The sequence below is a fragment of the Catellatospora chokoriensis genome (genome assembly GCF_011297315.1).
Lineage (GTDB): Bacteria > Actinomycetota > Actinomycetes > Mycobacteriales > Micromonosporaceae > Catellatospora > Catellatospora citrea.
In genome coordinates this window covers 43,986-59,490 of record NZ_JAAOTI010000008.1, presented here as the reverse complement: position 1 = coordinate 59,490, position 15,505 = coordinate 43,986, and the positions used below count along the sequence as shown (strand labels likewise).

15 protein-coding genes are annotated in these 15,505 nt (G+C 68.8%); 10 read left to right on the top strand and 5 right to left on the bottom strand.

The window, feature by feature from the left end; genetic code table 11:
- Window positions 1-2 precede the first annotated feature (2 nt).
- Together HAV39_RS13830 and HAV39_RS13825 are read left to right on the top strand one after the other, a co-directional pair.
- Window positions 3-1,157, top strand: coding sequence for an acyl-CoA dehydrogenase family protein (locus HAV39_RS13830; RefSeq protein WP_191839622.1), 1,155 nt, complete (start codon window positions 3-5; stop codon window positions 1,155-1,157).
- Window position 1,158: 1 nt separating this feature from the next.
- Window positions 1,159-2,238, top strand: a complete 1,080-nt coding sequence (locus HAV39_RS13825) for an acyl-CoA dehydrogenase family protein (RefSeq protein WP_191839621.1) — start codon at window positions 1,159-1,161, stop codon at window positions 2,236-2,238.
- 4 nt (window positions 2,239-2,242) lie between these two features.
- On the opposite strand, the gene HAV39_RS13820 is transcribed toward HAV39_RS13825, so the two are convergent.
- Both HAV39_RS13820 and HAV39_RS13815 read right to left on the bottom strand, forming a co-directional pair.
- On the bottom strand, window positions 2,243-2,953 hold the full coding sequence (locus tag HAV39_RS13820) for a response regulator (protein ID WP_203736281.1): 711 nt from the start codon (window positions 2,951-2,953) through the stop codon (window positions 2,243-2,245).
- Window positions 2,954-3,147: 194 nt separating this feature from the next.
- Window positions 3,148-3,408: a hypothetical protein gene (locus HAV39_RS13815; RefSeq protein WP_120319589.1), complete on the bottom strand. Its 261-nt coding sequence runs from the start codon at window positions 3,406-3,408 to the stop codon at window positions 3,148-3,150.
- Window positions 3,409-3,863: 455 nt separating this feature from the next.
- On the opposite strand from HAV39_RS13815, the gene HAV39_RS13810 reads away from it, so the two are divergent.
- The 4 genes from HAV39_RS13810 (at window position 3,864) to HAV39_RS42220 (ending at window position 7,558) form a co-directional block, all read left to right on the top strand.
- Window positions 3,864-4,826: a hypothetical protein gene (locus HAV39_RS13810; protein WP_191839619.1), complete on the top strand. Its 963-nt coding sequence runs from the start codon at window positions 3,864-3,866 to the stop codon at window positions 4,824-4,826.
- A 286-nt stretch (window positions 4,827-5,112) separates the two neighbouring features.
- The gene (locus HAV39_RS13805) at window positions 5,113-5,619 is read left to right on the top strand and encodes an NUDIX hydrolase (protein ID WP_191839618.1); all 507 of its coding nucleotides are present in this window, start codon (window positions 5,113-5,115) and stop codon (window positions 5,617-5,619) included.
- Window positions 5,620-5,737: 118 nt separating this feature from the next.
- On the top strand, window positions 5,738-6,295 hold the full coding sequence (locus tag HAV39_RS13800; protein ID WP_191839785.1) for an alpha/beta fold hydrolase: 558 nt from the start codon (window positions 5,738-5,740) through the stop codon (window positions 6,293-6,295).
- Window positions 6,296-6,664: 369 nt separating this feature from the next.
- A complete protein-coding gene (locus tag HAV39_RS42220; RefSeq protein WP_239120625.1) occupies window positions 6,665-7,558 on the top strand; it encodes a helix-turn-helix domain-containing protein in 894 nt (297 codons plus the stop codon).
- A 73-nt stretch (window positions 7,559-7,631) separates the two neighbouring features.
- Here the strand turns inward: HAV39_RS42220 and HAV39_RS13790 are convergent, their stop codons facing one another.
- The 3 genes from HAV39_RS13790 to HAV39_RS13780 form a co-directional block, all read right to left on the bottom strand.
- Window positions 7,632-9,575, bottom strand: coding sequence for a hypothetical protein (locus tag HAV39_RS13790; protein WP_191839616.1), 1,944 nt, complete (start codon window positions 9,573-9,575; stop codon window positions 7,632-7,634).
- A gap of 9 nt (window positions 9,576-9,584) precedes the next feature.
- Window positions 9,585-10,532: a hypothetical protein gene (locus HAV39_RS13785; protein WP_191839615.1), complete on the bottom strand. Its 948-nt coding sequence runs from the start codon at window positions 10,530-10,532 to the stop codon at window positions 9,585-9,587.
- A 250-nt stretch (window positions 10,533-10,782) separates the two neighbouring features.
- On the bottom strand, window positions 10,783-11,451 hold the full coding sequence (locus HAV39_RS13780; RefSeq protein WP_239120626.1) for an HAD family hydrolase: 669 nt from the start codon (window positions 11,449-11,451) through the stop codon (window positions 10,783-10,785).
- Between the two features lie 500 nt (window positions 11,452-11,951).
- Between HAV39_RS13780 and HAV39_RS13775 the strand changes: the two genes are divergently transcribed.
- The 4 genes from HAV39_RS13775 to HAV39_RS13760 all read left to right on the top strand — a co-directional run bounded on the left by HAV39_RS13775 (window position 11,952) and on the right by HAV39_RS13760 (window position 15,470).
- Entirely contained in the window at window positions 11,952-13,223 is a 1,272-nt protein-coding gene (locus tag HAV39_RS13775; protein ID WP_191839614.1) for a pectate lyase, read from the top strand.
- A gap of 194 nt (window positions 13,224-13,417) precedes the next feature.
- On the top strand, window positions 13,418-13,954 hold the full coding sequence (locus HAV39_RS13770) for a hypothetical protein (RefSeq protein WP_191839613.1): 537 nt from the start codon (window positions 13,418-13,420) through the stop codon (window positions 13,952-13,954).
- A 157-nt stretch (window positions 13,955-14,111) separates the two neighbouring features.
- Window positions 14,112-14,288, top strand: coding sequence for a hypothetical protein (locus HAV39_RS13765; protein WP_191839612.1), 177 nt, complete (start codon window positions 14,112-14,114; stop codon window positions 14,286-14,288).
- Between the two features lie 132 nt (window positions 14,289-14,420).
- Window positions 14,421-15,470, top strand: coding sequence for a LacI family DNA-binding transcriptional regulator (locus HAV39_RS13760; RefSeq protein WP_239120627.1), 1,050 nt, complete (start codon window positions 14,421-14,423; stop codon window positions 15,468-15,470).
- Window positions 15,471-15,505 lie beyond the last annotated feature (35 nt).

The following is a 15,505-nucleotide window of genomic DNA, read 5'->3' as shown; positions in this document are numbered from 1 at the left end:
CCATGCGGTTCGGATTCACCGAGGATCAACAGCGCTTCCGGGCGGACGTGCGAGAAACGCTGCGCTGCGAGCAGGTGCGTGACGCGGCGGCGCAGGCCACCGGCGCGGACGGTGTCGAGCCCGACGCCCGCCCGCTCTACCGCCTGCTCGGCGAGCTGGGACTGCTCGCCGTGCACTGGCCGGTCGAGTACGGCGGGCAGGCACGCCCGCTCACCGATGCCGCGATCGTCGCCGAGGAGCTGGTGCGGGCGGGAGTGCCGGACACGCTGCACGTCAACACGATCCAGATCGTCGGCCAGTTCCTGCTGATGGCCGGCGACGCGGAGCAGAAACGCAGGCACCTGCCGGCGCTGGCGCGCGGGGAGAGCTTCGCATCGGTGCTCTACACCGAACCGGACGCCGGATCGGATCTCGGCGCGCTGCGGACCGTCGCAGCACCCGACGGCGACGGCTACCGCATCACCGGCACCAAGGTGTTCAGCCTCAAGACCCGGTTCGTCGACCTCGGCCTGTGCGCGGCCCGCACCTCACCCGATGCCGGCAAATACCAGGGCATCAGCCTGTTCCTGGTCGACCTGCACGCCCCCGGGGTGACGGTGTCGGTGATACCCGGCATCGGCGACGAGCACTTCCACCAGATCGAGCTCGACGCGGTCCACGTGCCGGGCGCGAACCTGATCGGACCGCGCGACGAGGGGTGGCCGCTGCTCAACGAGGCACTGACCATCGAACGCACCGGCCTGGACTACTTCCTCAAAGCCGAACACTGGCTGCAGGCCGCGCTGGAGTCGCTGATCGACCGGGAGCCCGACTCCCCGCACCTCGACCACGTCGAACAGATCGGCCGCTGGAAAGGCGCACTCGCCGCCGACCACGCCCTGGCCTGGGAAGTGCTCACCGGAATCCAGGCCGGACGCGTCGATCCGGTCGCGGCCGCCGCCGCCAAGTACCACAGCAGCGAACTCGCCCAGAGCATCGCGGCATGGGCGGTCGACATCCCCACTCCCGAGCAGCGGGCCGACCGCACCGGGCCGGCCCGGATCCTGAACTCCGCGTACCGGGAGGCGCCCGGGCTGACGCTGTCGGCGGGCACCTCCGAGGTGATGCTGCAGATCATGGCCGCCGCGTTCGACTCCCTTGCACACCAGGAGAACTGACATGGACCTCACGCCCGATCCGCTGTCCATCCAGGTGCGCAAGGCGCTGCGTACAGCGCTGGCCGCGGTGCCCGTGCTGCCGGGTGTGCACGGCGCACCGGTCGCCGACGGAGGGCGCGGGCCCACCCGGACCGTGCTCGACGAACTGGGCGTCGCCGACTTCGAACGGCCTGCCTTCGTCGGCGGACTCGATCTCGGCCTGACCGCCGGCGTGCTCGTCAGCGAGGAACTCGGCCGCGCGGCGTGCGGCAACTCCTACCGGGCAGACGCGATGGCCGCCGACGTCGGGTGCCCGGCAGGCGGTGTGGCACTGGCCGGGCTGGAGACTCTGCCGACCGGGCGCGGCGTCACCGCGACACCGGGCGCGCACGGCTGGGAGCTGACCGGCACGGTCACCCTCGACGATCCCGATCCCGCGCTGCTGCTGGTGCCGGTCACGACGGGTTCGGCAGGCCCGGTCCTGGTCGCGGTGCCGCGAGACGCCGCCGGGGTCAGCGTGCAGGGCGGGTGCTGGCCGCCGGTCGTCCGGTTCGAGGCCACACCGGTCGCAACGGGCGACGTCATCGGCGAACTCGACCACGCGCTCGCGGGCCCGCTGGCCCGAGCCCGGCTGCGGCAGGCCGCCTACCTGCTCGGCATCGCCGACGGCGCACACCGGATCGCGGTGGAATACACCGGCTTCCGTCGGCAGTTCGGCACCCGGCTGCGTGACCTGCCGGCGGTCTCGTTCCCCCTGGCCCGGGCCATGGTGGCGTTGCGCGCGACCAGGGCGGCGGTGTACCGGGGAGCCTGGATGGTCGACAACGAGCCGGACGCGGTCGGCACGGAACCGATCATGGCGCTGGCGATGGCCGCGGAAACGGCACGCGACGTCGTGCGGCTGAGCATGCAGAGCTGCGGAGTGCGCGCCATGACGGCAGAACTCGGCCTGCACCGGTACTTCCGGCTGGCCGCGGCCGAATCGGCTCGATACGGCGACCCGGCCGCCCTGTGGCGGACGGTCGGCGTCGATGCCGTTCGCGCGGCTCGGCGCGCCGCGGCCGGCACCGAAGTCCCGACCGCGGCGACGACCGCGGCATAGCTGATCACCTCGAACGCGCTGCCACCGTTGACAGGACACGCTCGTCGCCGAAGGCCGGTCCGTCCGATTGGATGAGACCGGCCCGGTAGGCCAGCGACACCAGCTCGGCACGGTCGCGCACGCCGAGCTTGGTGCGCACCCGGTAGACATGGGTACGGACCGTGGCCTCGCCGATGTACAGCTCGCGGGCCACCTCCTCGGTGGACATGCCCCGCGCCACCATCCTGACCACTTCCCGCTCCCGTGTGGTCAGCTCGTCCGCGCCCGGGTGCACCGTCTCCTGGCGGTGCGGCTGCGTACGGAACCAGCTGACCAGGCGCTGCGCGACACTCGGTGCGAGCACGGTCTGCCCGGCGGCTGCCGCGTGGATCGCGGTGATGATCTCCTGCGGTCTGGCGTCCTTGCCGAGCAGGCAGCTCACGCCGGCGTGCAGTACATCGCTCACCGTCTTGTCGGCGTCGGACTCGGTGAACACCACGACGTTGGGCGGTGTCTCCTCCTTGGCGAGCCTGCGGATCATCTCCAGGCCGGAGATCGTCCGCAGGTTCAGGTCGGTGACCACGACATCGGGCCGCGCGGTCCGAACGAGGACGATGGCCTCCATGCCGTTGTCGGTCGTGCCGATCACGTCGATGCCCGGGACCGCGTCGAGCAGGGTTCTGAGACCGTCCCCGATGACGGGCAGTTCGTCGCAGATGAGTACACGGATGGTCACTGTCTTCCCTTCGATGAAGATAGGTGAGAAGTCCATGGGGTGGCAGCCGTGGTGAACTGTTGAGCCGCCCCCGGCGTGCCGGAGGCGGCCTTGGTCCCCAGTAGTGAGTCTTCGATTCCCTGACGATTGATAAGTGGGCGCGAGCCATCGCGACGACGCCCGGCGGGCGCCGACTTCATTTCGTGTTGCGAGGGTTACCTGATGTGCCAGCCGTCTAGGGCGGGCGCCTTTATCGCTCGTGTCACGATCTCGACCGCCTGGTCTTGGGCGACCGTCTCATCGGCGGAGCGAATAAAGAGGACTATCGTCATAACATCCGTGCCGATCTGTACCCGCACGTGTTCGACGGCGTCGCGTTCTTCCGCGTAAGCCCAGATCAGGTCCGTTGCCACGGCCTGACTGAGCTGCTTGCGAGCAGAGCCGGCATTGTCCAGCGTCACTCTGACCAGATGCATGTCAGCCCCATTCGTTACCTCCGTCAGTCTTGGGGTCGCCAGAATCGCCAGTGGCCGTGACGCTCGGCTGTGCAGCCATGGCGCTCGGCTGTGCAAGAGCCATTCCGAACATCGTGACGATCGCCGCAACAATGATGGTCCGTGCTGTCCACTTCATGTCCGCTACCCGTTTCCGAAGTCTTCGGGACCTCTCTTCGGCCCCGCTGAAACAAGTGTGTAGGAGCGCGCGGGCGAAGTGAATGGAAAGCAATTGGCACCAAAATGCATGGCGTCTTGGTGCCACCTCCCCGCCGTCCGATACCCCAGGCCACGGGCGAGGTGTCGACATGGTCGTCGCGGGCGGCTGGGGGCAACTGCTGGCTCAACGAACTCGGCAGGGGTGAGGTGGCGGCAAACCGTCCCGAGCGCGTCCCGGTTAGATTGCGCCGGGCCACATCGACGGACAGGAGCCAGCCGTGGAGGAGCACTTCACCCTGGAAGTCCAGCTGAACGTGGACCACACGGCCGGCTCCTTCGGCGACATCGCATACCGCTGGCTGGACGAGGTGTCGATGATCGTCGCGCCGGACGCGCGAGCCGAGATCGGGCCGCTGGCCGCCCAGGTCCGCCGGTCCCCGACGCCCTTCGGGCCGCTGGGGCAGCCCGGCACGGTCTTCGGCATCGTCGAATGCAGGCGGATGAAGACGGCCCTGGCGTCCAAGGCCATCGAACGCAACGCCTCCGTGGCGGGTATGCGCTGGCTGCGCACGCAGCTCGCAGACATGCCCGCGCAGGCGTCCATGTGGTTCGGCCGGTTGGACGAGCGCGGCCACCGCTCGGGACGGGCGCTGTCCCTGCGCGCGCGCCGGGTGGCGGAGTCACCGGACTGGCTGCGGCTGGAAACCCATCTGGACGAGTCGGAGTTCACCGACCCGGAGCACGGACCGGGCCTACAGCGGCGATACCTGGAAGCGGTATGGCCGTTCGTCGACGGGTATGACCCCGGCTACGGCGGCATCGACTACACCTTCGACGGGTCGACCGTCTTCGAGACCTCGATGCGCAGCCCCGAACGTCCCCGGCAATGGTGGGACCACACCATGTCGGTGAACCACTGCCGGGAATTCCTGCGGGGCTACTCCTGGCTGACGGTCCTGCCGAAAGAACTCGTCGCCGTCGTCGGCGGCGCCGAGGCGCTGGCGGCCACCGGCGCCTTCACCCAGGTGCGATCCCTGCGCCACGGCGGTTTGTGGCTAGTGGCCACCGACGACTACCGCGACTACGACCAGGCCGCGGTGGAGCGCGTGTTCCGGGCCGTGGCACCGGCGCTGCGGCCGGGCACACCGAAGCTTTGGCCACGCATGAGAGGCCAGTCACCGCAACGCCAGGTGTTCCAGGACGCCGCCGGAGCCGACGAACATCTCCCAGCTAATTGGTGAAGCGCCTACCTACGAACCAGGTTGTATTCCTCGGCTGGCGGACGGGAACCCTGCGATCGCGTGGCCGGCTGGGGTTGTGCCGTGATCCTGGCCGCCGCCGACGAGCACCACCGCTTCGCCGACCGTCGCATCGCCGACCTCGAAGCCCGCATCGCCGAACCACGACCGGGACAGGGAACGAGGTTGATCAGCACAGCGCCAACGGCGGGCCACAAAGACCGGCTGAGGGCTGATAATCTCCAGAGATGTCGATCATTGTTCGCCCCGACGCCGCGTCCGACATCCCATGACGCCGAACCTGCGCCGGTCCGTTCGTGCGATCGTGCTCGACGAGGACGACCGCATACTGTTGTGCCGGTTCGTCCCCCCTCACCCGGCAGTGCCGGCCCAGGCGGAGGGCGTGTGGGCGGCGCCAGGCGGCGGCATCGAACCCGGCGAGGACCCGCTGACGGCCTTGCGTCGCGAACTTCGCGAGGAGACAGGTCTCACGATCACCGTGGACCCACCACACGTCTGGCGCCAGGAACTCGTCGGCAACGGCCTCGCGCCCCGTTTCGACGGCTTGATCAATGACTACTTCCTCATCCGCGCGAGCCACTTCCAACCCCGCGGCGAGCTGACCGACGACCGACTCGCCGCCGACGAATGCCTGGCCGCGTTCCGCTGGTGGCAGCTCTCGGAGATCGTCGACTACACCGGCCGTGAGCTGTTTTCGCCCCGCGACCTCGCCACACCGTTGACCGCGCTTCTCACCGCAGGCACGCCGACGCATCCGGTCCAACTCGGCCTATAGCGCCGTGACCGCGTACCTTCACCGTGGGAGGTAGGCCCATGGCTACGTTCGCGAGAACGGGAGCCAGACGCTTGTCCAAACGCGACCGTGATCAACGCTTGTACGCTCGCCCGTGGAGATGCCGGGCGTCAGCGGTGGGGCAAGGCGCGAGCGTGGAACGATCCGGTTGGCCGGAGCCCGTGCGCTGTGCCGACAGGTCGACGGTGCCGCCGACGACCCGACGCTGCTGTGGCTGCATGGCAGCACCGGTAGCTCCCGGACCGCCCCGGCCCTGCCGGGAGCACGGATCCTTTCATACGACCGGCCTGGCTATGGCGGATCCACTCTTCATCCTCGGCGAACCCTGATGACCGATGCCGATGACGTCGAGGCCTTGCTGGATCATCTTGGGATCGGCCGGACCGCTGTATTGGCGTTCTCCGGCGGGGCCGCGATCGCTTACGCAGCCGGGGTCAGGACACCTCAGCGCGTGACTCGGCTGGGCATGGTCTCTGGCGCGCCCTGGCCTACCGCACCCGCACCGTCCGCGGAAGTCCTGCTGAGCGCCGCGACCGCACTCAGCGCCGATCCCGGTGCCGCGGTGGATCGGCTCGCCGAGCACGCGTCCCTTCGTGATGTTCAGGTCTTGAACACCCCAGCGCTGCGCCATGAGCTGCCGGGGCGACGACCAGGCTGATACCGGCAGCCCACGGAATCCGCAATCCCGTCAACCATCGGCCGCCTACCCGCCGCACCTCGACGCGGCGGCATCGCAGTGCCATGACAGCGACAACGCCCATCGACTGTTACAACTTTATTAACCACCCGAAACAGGCGTATTTCCACTTGTCGATCACGCCCGATCCTCCCGTCTTAACAGGTGGACGGTCCGCATCGCCGATCGGGCACATATTGGACAGTGGGCCTCTCGCAGGTTGCCTGATCAGTGATACTTGCCGATACTCGGACCATGCCACGAGGGGGGCGGTCGATGCTTGCATGGCTCGGCATAGGCAATCTCACGGAGTCGGTGTACAGAGCCATGCTGGCCGATCACACCGCCAGCGTGCAACAGCTCGCACAGCGGCTCGGCGCCACGGAGAAACAGATCCGGCAGGCACTCGATCAGCTCGCCGACCTGTCGCTGCTCACCAACGACGAATCCGGCTCGCTGAAGGCGGTCGGCCCCTCGGTCGGGCTGACCGCGTTGCTCGCACAGGCCGAGCAGGAGGTGCTGGAACGGCAGCAGCAGATCTCCGCGACCCGCGAGGCCATCGCCGCGATCGCCCTGGAACAGGAACGGCAGGCGCAGCGGGAACTGTCCACGCGGCTGGAGGGCATCGACGCGGTACGGGCCCGCATCGAACAGCTCAGCCGCAACGTGCACAGCGAGTGCGTGTCCCTGAACCCGCGCAGTACGCAGACCCCGGACGCGAAGTCGGCCAGCACACCGTTGAACCAGGCGATGCTGGCGCGCGGGGTCGCCATGCGCGCGATCTACCAGGAGAGCTACCGTAACGATCCGGCGCTGGTGACCCATGCGCGCTGGCTGACCGGTCTCGGCGCCACGTTGCGGACGGCCTCCACCATCCCGATGCTGGCCATCGTGTACGACCGCGAGGTCGCGCTGCTGCCGCTCGATCCGCACAACAGCCGGCTCGGCGCCGTCGAGGTGCGCAGCCCCGGCATGGTGGCCGCGGTGTACGCCCTCTTCGAGCAGATCTGGGCCGGCGCGATGCCCTTCGGCGAACCCGCACCGATCGACGACGACGGCCTGAACCCGCAGGACAAGCAACTGCTGTCGATGCTGGCCGAGGGGCACACCGATGAGATGGCCGCCCGCAAGCTGGGCGTCTCGCTACGGACGGTGCGCCGTATGGCCGCCGACCTGATGGAGCGGCTCGACGCGCGCAGCCGCTTCCAGGCAGGGCTGGCAGCCGGGCGCCGCGGCTGGGTCTGACCGCTGCTCGTGCCGGCGGCCACGAGTCACCAGGTCGGGTGATCGACCAGCCCTGCCCGGCCGCCGTCGACGGTCAGCGGATCAGCGTCTCGACGGCCATCGCCGCGTTCGTCAACGACTCCTCGATCTGGCGGACCATCCCGGATACGAGCTTGCGGCGGTTGGCCACACCGGCCGTCGTGCTCTCGGACAGGAACTCGTCCGTGCTGACCCGGACCTGCTTGGCGAACGCGACACGAGACTCGCGCATGCGCTGGCGGACGAGCTCGTCGGTGAACTTGGCCCGGCTGGGCACGGGGATGTTGCGGTTGAGGAACGCCTCCTCGGTCTCGGCACCGGCCAAGGCGCCTACGAGAAAACCGACGACGCCACCGATGATGGTGCCCGCGCCGGGCAGGATCAGCGACCCGATCGCCAGACCGGTGAGGAACGTGACACCGAAGGCCCCGAACGCGAGCACCGCCCCGCCCTGGCCGAGCACCTGCGCTCCCTTGGCCTCCGGAAACATGGTGTGCTCGAACTTCGCTTCGACGATCAGGTTCTTGACGAGCTTGTACGGGATGTCGTAGCGGGCGCTGACCTCCTTGATGAGCCCGCCGACGGTCGTGCTGAGCTGGGTGTGCCATGGCTGCAGGTACTCGTAGAACCGCGTCTGGGCCTGCTCGCCGCCGAGGTGGACGGACAGTTCATCCGACAGCTTTCTGCTCACCTCGGCCAGGGTGTCGATGTTGCCGCTGCGCCACTGTCCGATCAGCCGCAGCGCCAGCTCGTACGCCTCGTGCGTGTACCAGTCCGTGTAGATCCTGATCAGATCCGGCACGGCGTCGTTGACCACCGAGCCGATGACGTTGTCGTCGATCATCGCGGCGACGCTCGTGCGGAAACCCAGCGCGCGCCGGTGGATCGCCCCAGCCCGGGCCAGACCGAGCGAGACGGCGTGTTCAGGCTGGCTCGCCCGGACCACCTCGGCCGTCGGGAAGACGGCCTTGGCCACCGTCAGGGTCGGCTCCATGCGGCTCGCCCCACCCGCAAGGATGACCTTCGAGGGCCGCTCCACGCGGGATGCGACGTCCTTCAGATCGCTCTCGTAGCGGCTGAGCCAGCTCGCGCCGCCCAGGGCCGGTAGTGGCGAGTTCAGCGAGTCGTCGAGGTCGCGCGCGGTGATCCGGTAGGTGAGGTCGATCGGGCCGTCGGCCATCAGCGCCACCGCGGCCAGCAGGCCCGCGGTCTCACCGGGCTCGAACCGCTCGCCGGTGAAGAACACCTCCTTGCGGTGCCGGAACTCGATCAGGGCCCGGGCCCGCTCCGAGGGGTGGCGTTCCATGATGCGGCGGATCCGCCGCCGCTTCAGCAGGCGCTGGCTGTCGATGGCCCGCTCCAGCAGGAATTCCTCGATCAGGGCGCCGCCGAGCGCGGCATTGCCGTCGTCGTCGAGCGCGTTGCTCGTCTCGGACTCGATCGCCAGGGTGAAATCCGTGGTGGAGGAGCCGATGTCGATGATGACGACGCGCTCGCCGAGCGTGGCCTGGTTGAGATCGGAGCCGGCCTCCTCGACGATGGTCAGGAATGCGGCCCGCGACTCGGGCATGACCAGCGTCGCCGCCGGTCGCACGATCTCGGACAGGACCTTCTCGTAGTTGGCGACATCGTCTTCGGACCATCCGGACGGGTGCCCGAAGACCACGAGTGTGTGCTCGTCGACCGGTTCGCCGTTGTTCTCCAACTGCCGGATGACGGCGTCGACGAACGTCCCTGTGGGCCGGCTGACGGCGCGGTCCTTGAGGTTCGCCTTCTTGAACGCCACGGACAGGTCGGTGACGTCCGACCGTCGCAGTGCCTCATCGCCGATCACGCTGACGCCCCCGGGCGCGATCCCGACCGCGGTGGTGATCACCCTGCGCCCGGGGGTGATCTCCAGGACGGTCGGCTGCGACGCGGTGGCCGTCAGGCGCGACACGGATGTCTCACCGTGACCGAAGTCGAACCCGATGATGCGACGGATGTCCCTGTCAGCCATGCGGCTCCCTCACGACTTGGCGACCTGCCCGCGTGCGATCACGCGAGCCGGGTCGACGGCCGAAACGAGTGCCGGGCGCAGCACCACCGGCTGGCGCGGCCCGGGGATCGACTCGAACAGCGCCGCGTTGCCGGCATCGGGCTGCACGGCCCGGATGCCCTCGGCCAGCAGCGCGGGACCGAGACGTTCGGCCGCATGCGTCAGACGCTGCTGGTCCTGCCGCTTCGCGGCACCGAGCAGGTCCTGCAGGACCGACGTGGTGCTGTCCCGCCACGGCCAGGCGTCGCGGCCGGTCGGCAACTCCCGGACCTTCGCCAGGACACGGTCGGCACGGGCCAGGGACTCCCGTACCCAGCGGGCGAGCGCTGCCACGTCAGTCTCGGTCCAGGCGCGCAGCTGCGGTTCGGGCAGGTCGGTCGGCCTGGTCTGCTGGGCGGCGGCGTCCGACAGCAGGCCGAAGATGACCCGGTAGAACCAGGGCACGGCCCGTCTGCCGCGCAGCCGGGCCAGGCGCCGGGCCAGTGGGCTCACCTTGGCCAGCGTCACGCAGAGCCCGATCGTCGACAGCACCCATAGCAGGCCCATGCCGATCGGTGCCAGCGGTTCGAGCTCTCGCAGGTAGAACACGAAGAGTCCGAGACTGGCGACGTTCACGACAGCGAGCCAGAGGGGCCCGTCGATGATGTCGTCGCGCATCACCGCGAGTCTGGCGTCACCGTCGGACAAGAATGCGGCCTTGGCGCGGGGAGCCGCCAGCAGGCGTCGGGCCGTCAGAGCCATGTCGTCGAGCAGCAGCGTGGCGTATGCCGCCTGGGGTTGTGTGATGCCGGGCAGGTCGGCGTATGGGCGCGCCAGCCCGCGCAGCGCCTGGTCGACCGCGTCGGCGACGTCGGCGGCCTGACCGAAGGCATTCTCGTGCTCGGCCTGACGCTGCTTCCAGAGACTGACCAACGACATCCGCACCACACCCCTGAACGCGACGTGACTGGATTGTGGCGGGAGCCGCTGGTTTCGGTCGGCGGCCGCCACGCCGCCGGAAGATGCGCTCACCGCGCCGGTACGGTCCGGTGCGGTGGTGCCACGCAGTCTATGCAGTCAGGCAAACCTGAACCCATCCCAGAAGTCTGGGATGGATGGAGCACCGAGGTGTCTCGCCCAGGCGAACTTGTCGAGACACCTTTCAACCAAACCAAGTACCGAACCAGTTTCAAATTCCGGCCAACGTCAGCACGTGATCGAATCCGCGAAGCTGGGCCGGCGAACTCGTCATCGGTAGCACCAGGGCCGGTATGCCGGCGGCCACGGAACCGCCGTCGCCGCTGGGATGGTCGCCGACCATCAGCGTCCGATCTGGCTGTGCCTCCAGGGCATCGAGTGCAGCACGCCAGATCCGTACATCGGGTTTGAGGAAACCGACCTCGTAGGAAAGTACGAATGCATCGATGTAGCGGTCAAGCCCGTGCCGGACAAAGCATTCGCGAATATCCCAGCCGATGTTGCTCACCACGCCGAGGCGAATGCCGCGCGCGCTCAGGGCGGCGAGAGTGGATGACGTGTCCACGTACGGCTCGAGTGCTTCGGCGTGCGTTTCGTGCAGGGCTCGCGCAAACGGCAGGTCCACCCCACGGATCTGCCGCAGGACAGCCAGAATCGCCCGGTCCCACACCTGCGGGTCCAAGTCGCGGGCAATATGAGCAGGGTCCGTAGCCGTTGTCCGCAACAACTCAGCGAATTCCGCGGCGATGCGCTGAGCGTCACCGGCAGCCACCTCCCGGCCGATCAATGCCGCGGCGCTGGCGACCCAGCGGTCGGGGTCTCTGGCGAACAGGGTCCAGGCGAAGTCGAACAGAACGGTTGTCACGGGGTTCGAAGCCACCAGGTCAACCTAGATCAGCGGAACGACTCCCGTGGGGCCATGATCCTCCTGACTGCGCTCGACCGGAACGATACGCGAGTCTGCCGCAAAGCGCGCGATGCGCAGGGGTCGTCGGTCTTGTGATGGTCGTCGATCGCACCGGTGCCCACCACCCGCTCGACCCCTTCATCGCGTTCCGGTCGGTGGGCGTGAGGTCAAAGCAGCGGTGCCGTGCCCCGGTCACCGACCGTAATCGTGCCAAGAGTCGCCTGCCGTCCACACACCGCGGCGCGTCCGACTCGGCTTGGCCAGCCGGCACGCCTTCGGGCTCGTCAGCCTGGTACAAGTAGCCGCAGCATAAAACGGGAACGCTCCCATCATCGACCGTCTCCTATTGACCAGCTCCGCCAGATGCCCTACGGTACGGCTTGGTAAGCGCTTACCCGATTACACACCGTCCCATCCCCACTCCCCATCCTCAACCCCGAATTGGATCATCGGCGGACCAAACGGAGGAACCCATGCACTCGTCACCCATCGCCCGGAGGCGACGACCGCGGCTGCGCCTGGCACTCGCGATCACCACAGTCGCCACCGTCGTCGGCGGCGTCGCCCTGGCCGCGATGATGCCGGCGTCAGCCGCCACCATCGACACCAGCGCCTACTACCAACTGGTCAACGTGTTCAGCGGCAAGGCGATCGAAGGCAGCAGCGGCTCGGTCGTCCAGCGCACCCCGGACAGCTCGGCGTCCAACCAGCAGTTCCAGTTCCTCGACATGGGCAGCGGTTACTACCGCCTCAAGTCGAAGGCCAGCGGCAAGGTCATCGAGATCGCCGGCAGCAGCACCGCGGACGGCGCGACCGTCCAGATGAACTCCGGTGCCGGCAGCAGCGCCTACCAGCAACAGTTCTCCCTGCTGGACAACGGCAACAACGTGGTCCGGTTCAAGAACCGCAACAGCGCGAAGACGCTCGACGTGTGGGAGTGGTCGTCGGCCGACGGCGCCCGCATCTCGCAGTTCCAGGACCTCAACGGCACCAACCAGCAGTTCCGGCTCGTGAAGGCGGGCAGCGGCGGAACCAACCCGACCCCCACCCCGACCGGTGGCAGCGGCGGCCCCAGCACCACGTGGCCGACGTCGGCCGGGTCGGTCAGCGTCTCCGGCACGATCAGCGTCTCCGGCACGTTCGACGGCGGCATGAAGACCTACTGCTGCATCGGCGACGGCGGCCAGAGCGAGAGCCAGGACCCGATGTTCAAGCTGGCCAACGGCGCCACGCTGCAGAACGTCATCCTCGGCTCGCCCGCCGGCGACGGCGTGCACTGCGAGGGCACCTGCACGCTCAAGAACGTGTGGTGGACCGACATCGGCGAGGACGCCGCCACCTTCAAGGGCACCGGCGGCGGCACGTCGTACGTCATCGGCGGCGGCGCACGTTCCGGCAGCGACAAGGTGTTCCAGCACAACGGCAACGGCACCGTGAGCATCAGCGGCTTCTACCTCAAGTCCGCCGGCAAGCTCTACCGCGCCTGCGGCAACTGCTCCAGCTCGTACCAGCGCAACGTCAAGATCGATAACGTCATCCTGGACGACATCGACATGGTCGCCGGAATCAACAGCAACTGGGGCGACATCGCGACCATCACCCGGGTCACCCTGCTCAACAGCTCCAGCGCCACCGTGTGCGGCAAGTACAAGGGCGTGCCCAAGGGCAGCGAACCTTCGTACCTCGGCGAAGGCTGGAACGACAGCAACTGCAAGGTCAAGGAGAGCGACATCACCTACCGGTAGGCCCGCGTCGGCCTGACCGAGTTCTCACACAGGCGGCGTCCACCGGTCGGTGGGCGCCGCCCGCCGGCTGGTCAAGTGAGGCACCCCGAGTCGGGCCACCGGAGCCGTGGCGGACGCCTTTGGCCCGCCCGCCGCCCGCCGGTAGCTTCGGCGGCATGAGTCGTGCGGCCGCTTTCCGGGAGAGGGCGTCCGTCGTGTTCGTATGGTTGGGCGTGCTCGCCGTCGCGCTGGTCTGGATGTGGTTCAACGCCCAGCTCGTGCAGGAACTGGGCACGGAGTCGCTCGGGCGCTCCGGATGGGTCGGCGTGCCTGGCACCGTCGTGGTCTCCCGCTGCTCCTCGGAGATCATCGACCAGGAGACCGCGACGGAGTGGACCGACTGCGTCGGGTACTTCACGCCCGCGGAGCCGTCGCTGCCGGACCGGACCGTCGGCATGTCCAACACGGGCGGGGCGATCGCACCGGGGACCACCGTCGAGGTGCGGCTGGTCAACGGCTTGGCGTTCGAGCGGTCGTTGTTTCGAGCCGGTATGAGCGGGGCCGGGGCACTGCTGTTCGGCCTGCTGGGCGGCATCCCGATCGCGGCGGCGGTGATGGTGCCCTATGGACTGACGGCCCGCGCCGAGCGGTCGCCGCTGCGGCCCGGGGTGCAGGCCGGCGTGTTCGCGGTGATCGCGCTCGTCGGCCAGTTGCTGCTCACGCTGCTGCTCGCCCGATGGGCCGTGATCTGAGCCGGCACAGCTTGCGACGTTAGGCCAGGCCCTGCCTTGCCCTCGTGATCATGGTGGTGAAGATTTCTGTACCGGTCCAGTAAATCTCTTGACCGGTACAGAGCCGCGGGCTTACTGTATCGGTACAGAAGAAGTTTTCCGAAGTCAGGAGACCGTCGTGGAGATGCCAGCCGCCTTCGTCAGCGCCGTCGACAGCGTCACGTACGAGTTCGCCAGCGCCCGCCCCAACGCTCCGGTCGTCCCGCACGTGGAGCGGCCCCGCCGCATCCGGGCGGTCCGCAACGGGCTCGCCCGCGGCATCACCCGGGCCGCCGGTTTGCTCAAGACGGCCTGAGCCGCCCGACTGCTAATGTGAAACCTCGTCCCATCGGCAACCGCGGCGGCCCGCCGCGGCCGAACCGGACGAGCCGCCGCCGGCCGGTGCGGCGGACGTGGCTCAGCGAGTGGCGGTGACGTGGCGGCACGGGTGACCCTGCAGACGATCGCCGACCGTGTCGGCGTGAGCCGGATGACCGTGTCGAACGCGTTCTCGAAACCGGACCAGCTCTCCGCCTCGCTGCGCGAACGGATCCTCGCCGCCGCCCAGGAGGTCGGCTACGTCGGGCCCGACCCCACCGCCCGTGCCCTGGCCAAGGGCACCACGGGCGCGGTCGGGATCGTGCTGACCTCCTCGCTGCGCTTCGCGTTCACCGACCCGGTCGCCACCAGCTTCCTCGGCGCGATCGCCGAGCAGCTCGGCCCGACCGGTCTGGCGCTCACCTTGCTGACCTCGTCCGATGACGGCGAGGTCGTTCCCGCGCGCGACGTCGCCATCGACGGCGCGCTGATCTACTCCTGCGATCCGACGTCGCTGGCCGTGCAGTACCTCACGCGCCGGCGCCTGCCGCTGGTCTACATCGACCAGACCCCGGTCGACGGCATCGCCGCGGTCAACGTGGACGACCGTGCCGGGGCCCGCGCCGCCGCCCAGCACCTGATCGACCTCGGCCACCGCCGGATCGGCCTGCTGATGTCGGGCGTGCACGGCAGGCACGGGCTGATCGGACCGGAAGACGTGACCGTCGACGGGCACGCGTCGGCGCAGCGGCTGCTCGGCTGGCGCGACGCGCTCGACGCGGCCGGGATCGTGCCGCTGATGGCCCGCCAGGACGGATCCGTGCTGGAGCTGGCGAAGGCGGGGGCCCGGCTGCTGCTGGACCGCCCCGACCGCCCCACCGCCATCCTGTGCTTTTCCGATGCGGTCGCCTACGGTGCGCTGCAGGTCGCCGAGGAGCTCGGTATCAGCGTCCCGGCGCAGCTTTCGATCGTCGGCTTCGACGACAGTCCGCTGGCGACGCAGATCCGGCCGGCGTTGACCACCGTCCGCCAGGATGTCGTGGCCAAGGGCCGGGTCGCCGCCGAGGCGCTCAACGCCGCGATCGAGGACACCCGCGCCGGGCGCATCGTCGCCGCCGAGCACGTCGTGCTGCCCACCGAGCTGGTCGTGCGAGGCAGCACCGCTCCCCCACCGGCCTGAACACCGTGGTTCGCGGCATCCGTGTGCCACGAACC

Bases quoted from the DNA above. Each gene is read 5' to 3' on its own strand.
- HAV39_RS13785 (WP_191839615.1), bottom strand. From the start codon at position 10,532: ATGTCGTTGGTCAGTCTCTGGAAGCAGCGTCAGGCCGAGCACGAGAAT.
- HAV39_RS13790 (WP_191839616.1), bottom strand. From the start codon at position 9,575: ATGGCTGACAGGGACATCCGTCGCATCATCGGGTTCGACTTCGGTCAC.
- HAV39_RS13830 (WP_191839622.1), top strand. From the start codon at position 3: ATGCGGTTCGGATTCACCGAGGATCAACAGCGCTTCCGGGCGGACGTG.
- HAV39_RS13775 (WP_191839614.1), top strand. From the start codon at position 11,952: ATGCACTCGTCACCCATCGCCCGGAGGCGACGACCGCGGCTGCGCCTG.
- HAV39_RS13800 (WP_191839785.1), top strand. From the start codon at position 5,738: ATGCCGGGCGTCAGCGGTGGGGCAAGGCGCGAGCGTGGAACGATCCGG.
- HAV39_RS13825 (WP_191839621.1), top strand. From the start codon at position 1,159: ATGGACCTCACGCCCGATCCGCTGTCCATCCAGGTGCGCAAGGCGCTG.
- HAV39_RS13805 (WP_191839618.1), top strand. From the start codon at position 5,113: ATGACGCCGAACCTGCGCCGGTCCGTTCGTGCGATCGTGCTCGACGAG.
- HAV39_RS13815 (WP_120319589.1), bottom strand. From the start codon at position 3,408: ATGCATCTGGTCAGAGTGACGCTGGACAATGCCGGCTCTGCTCGCAAG.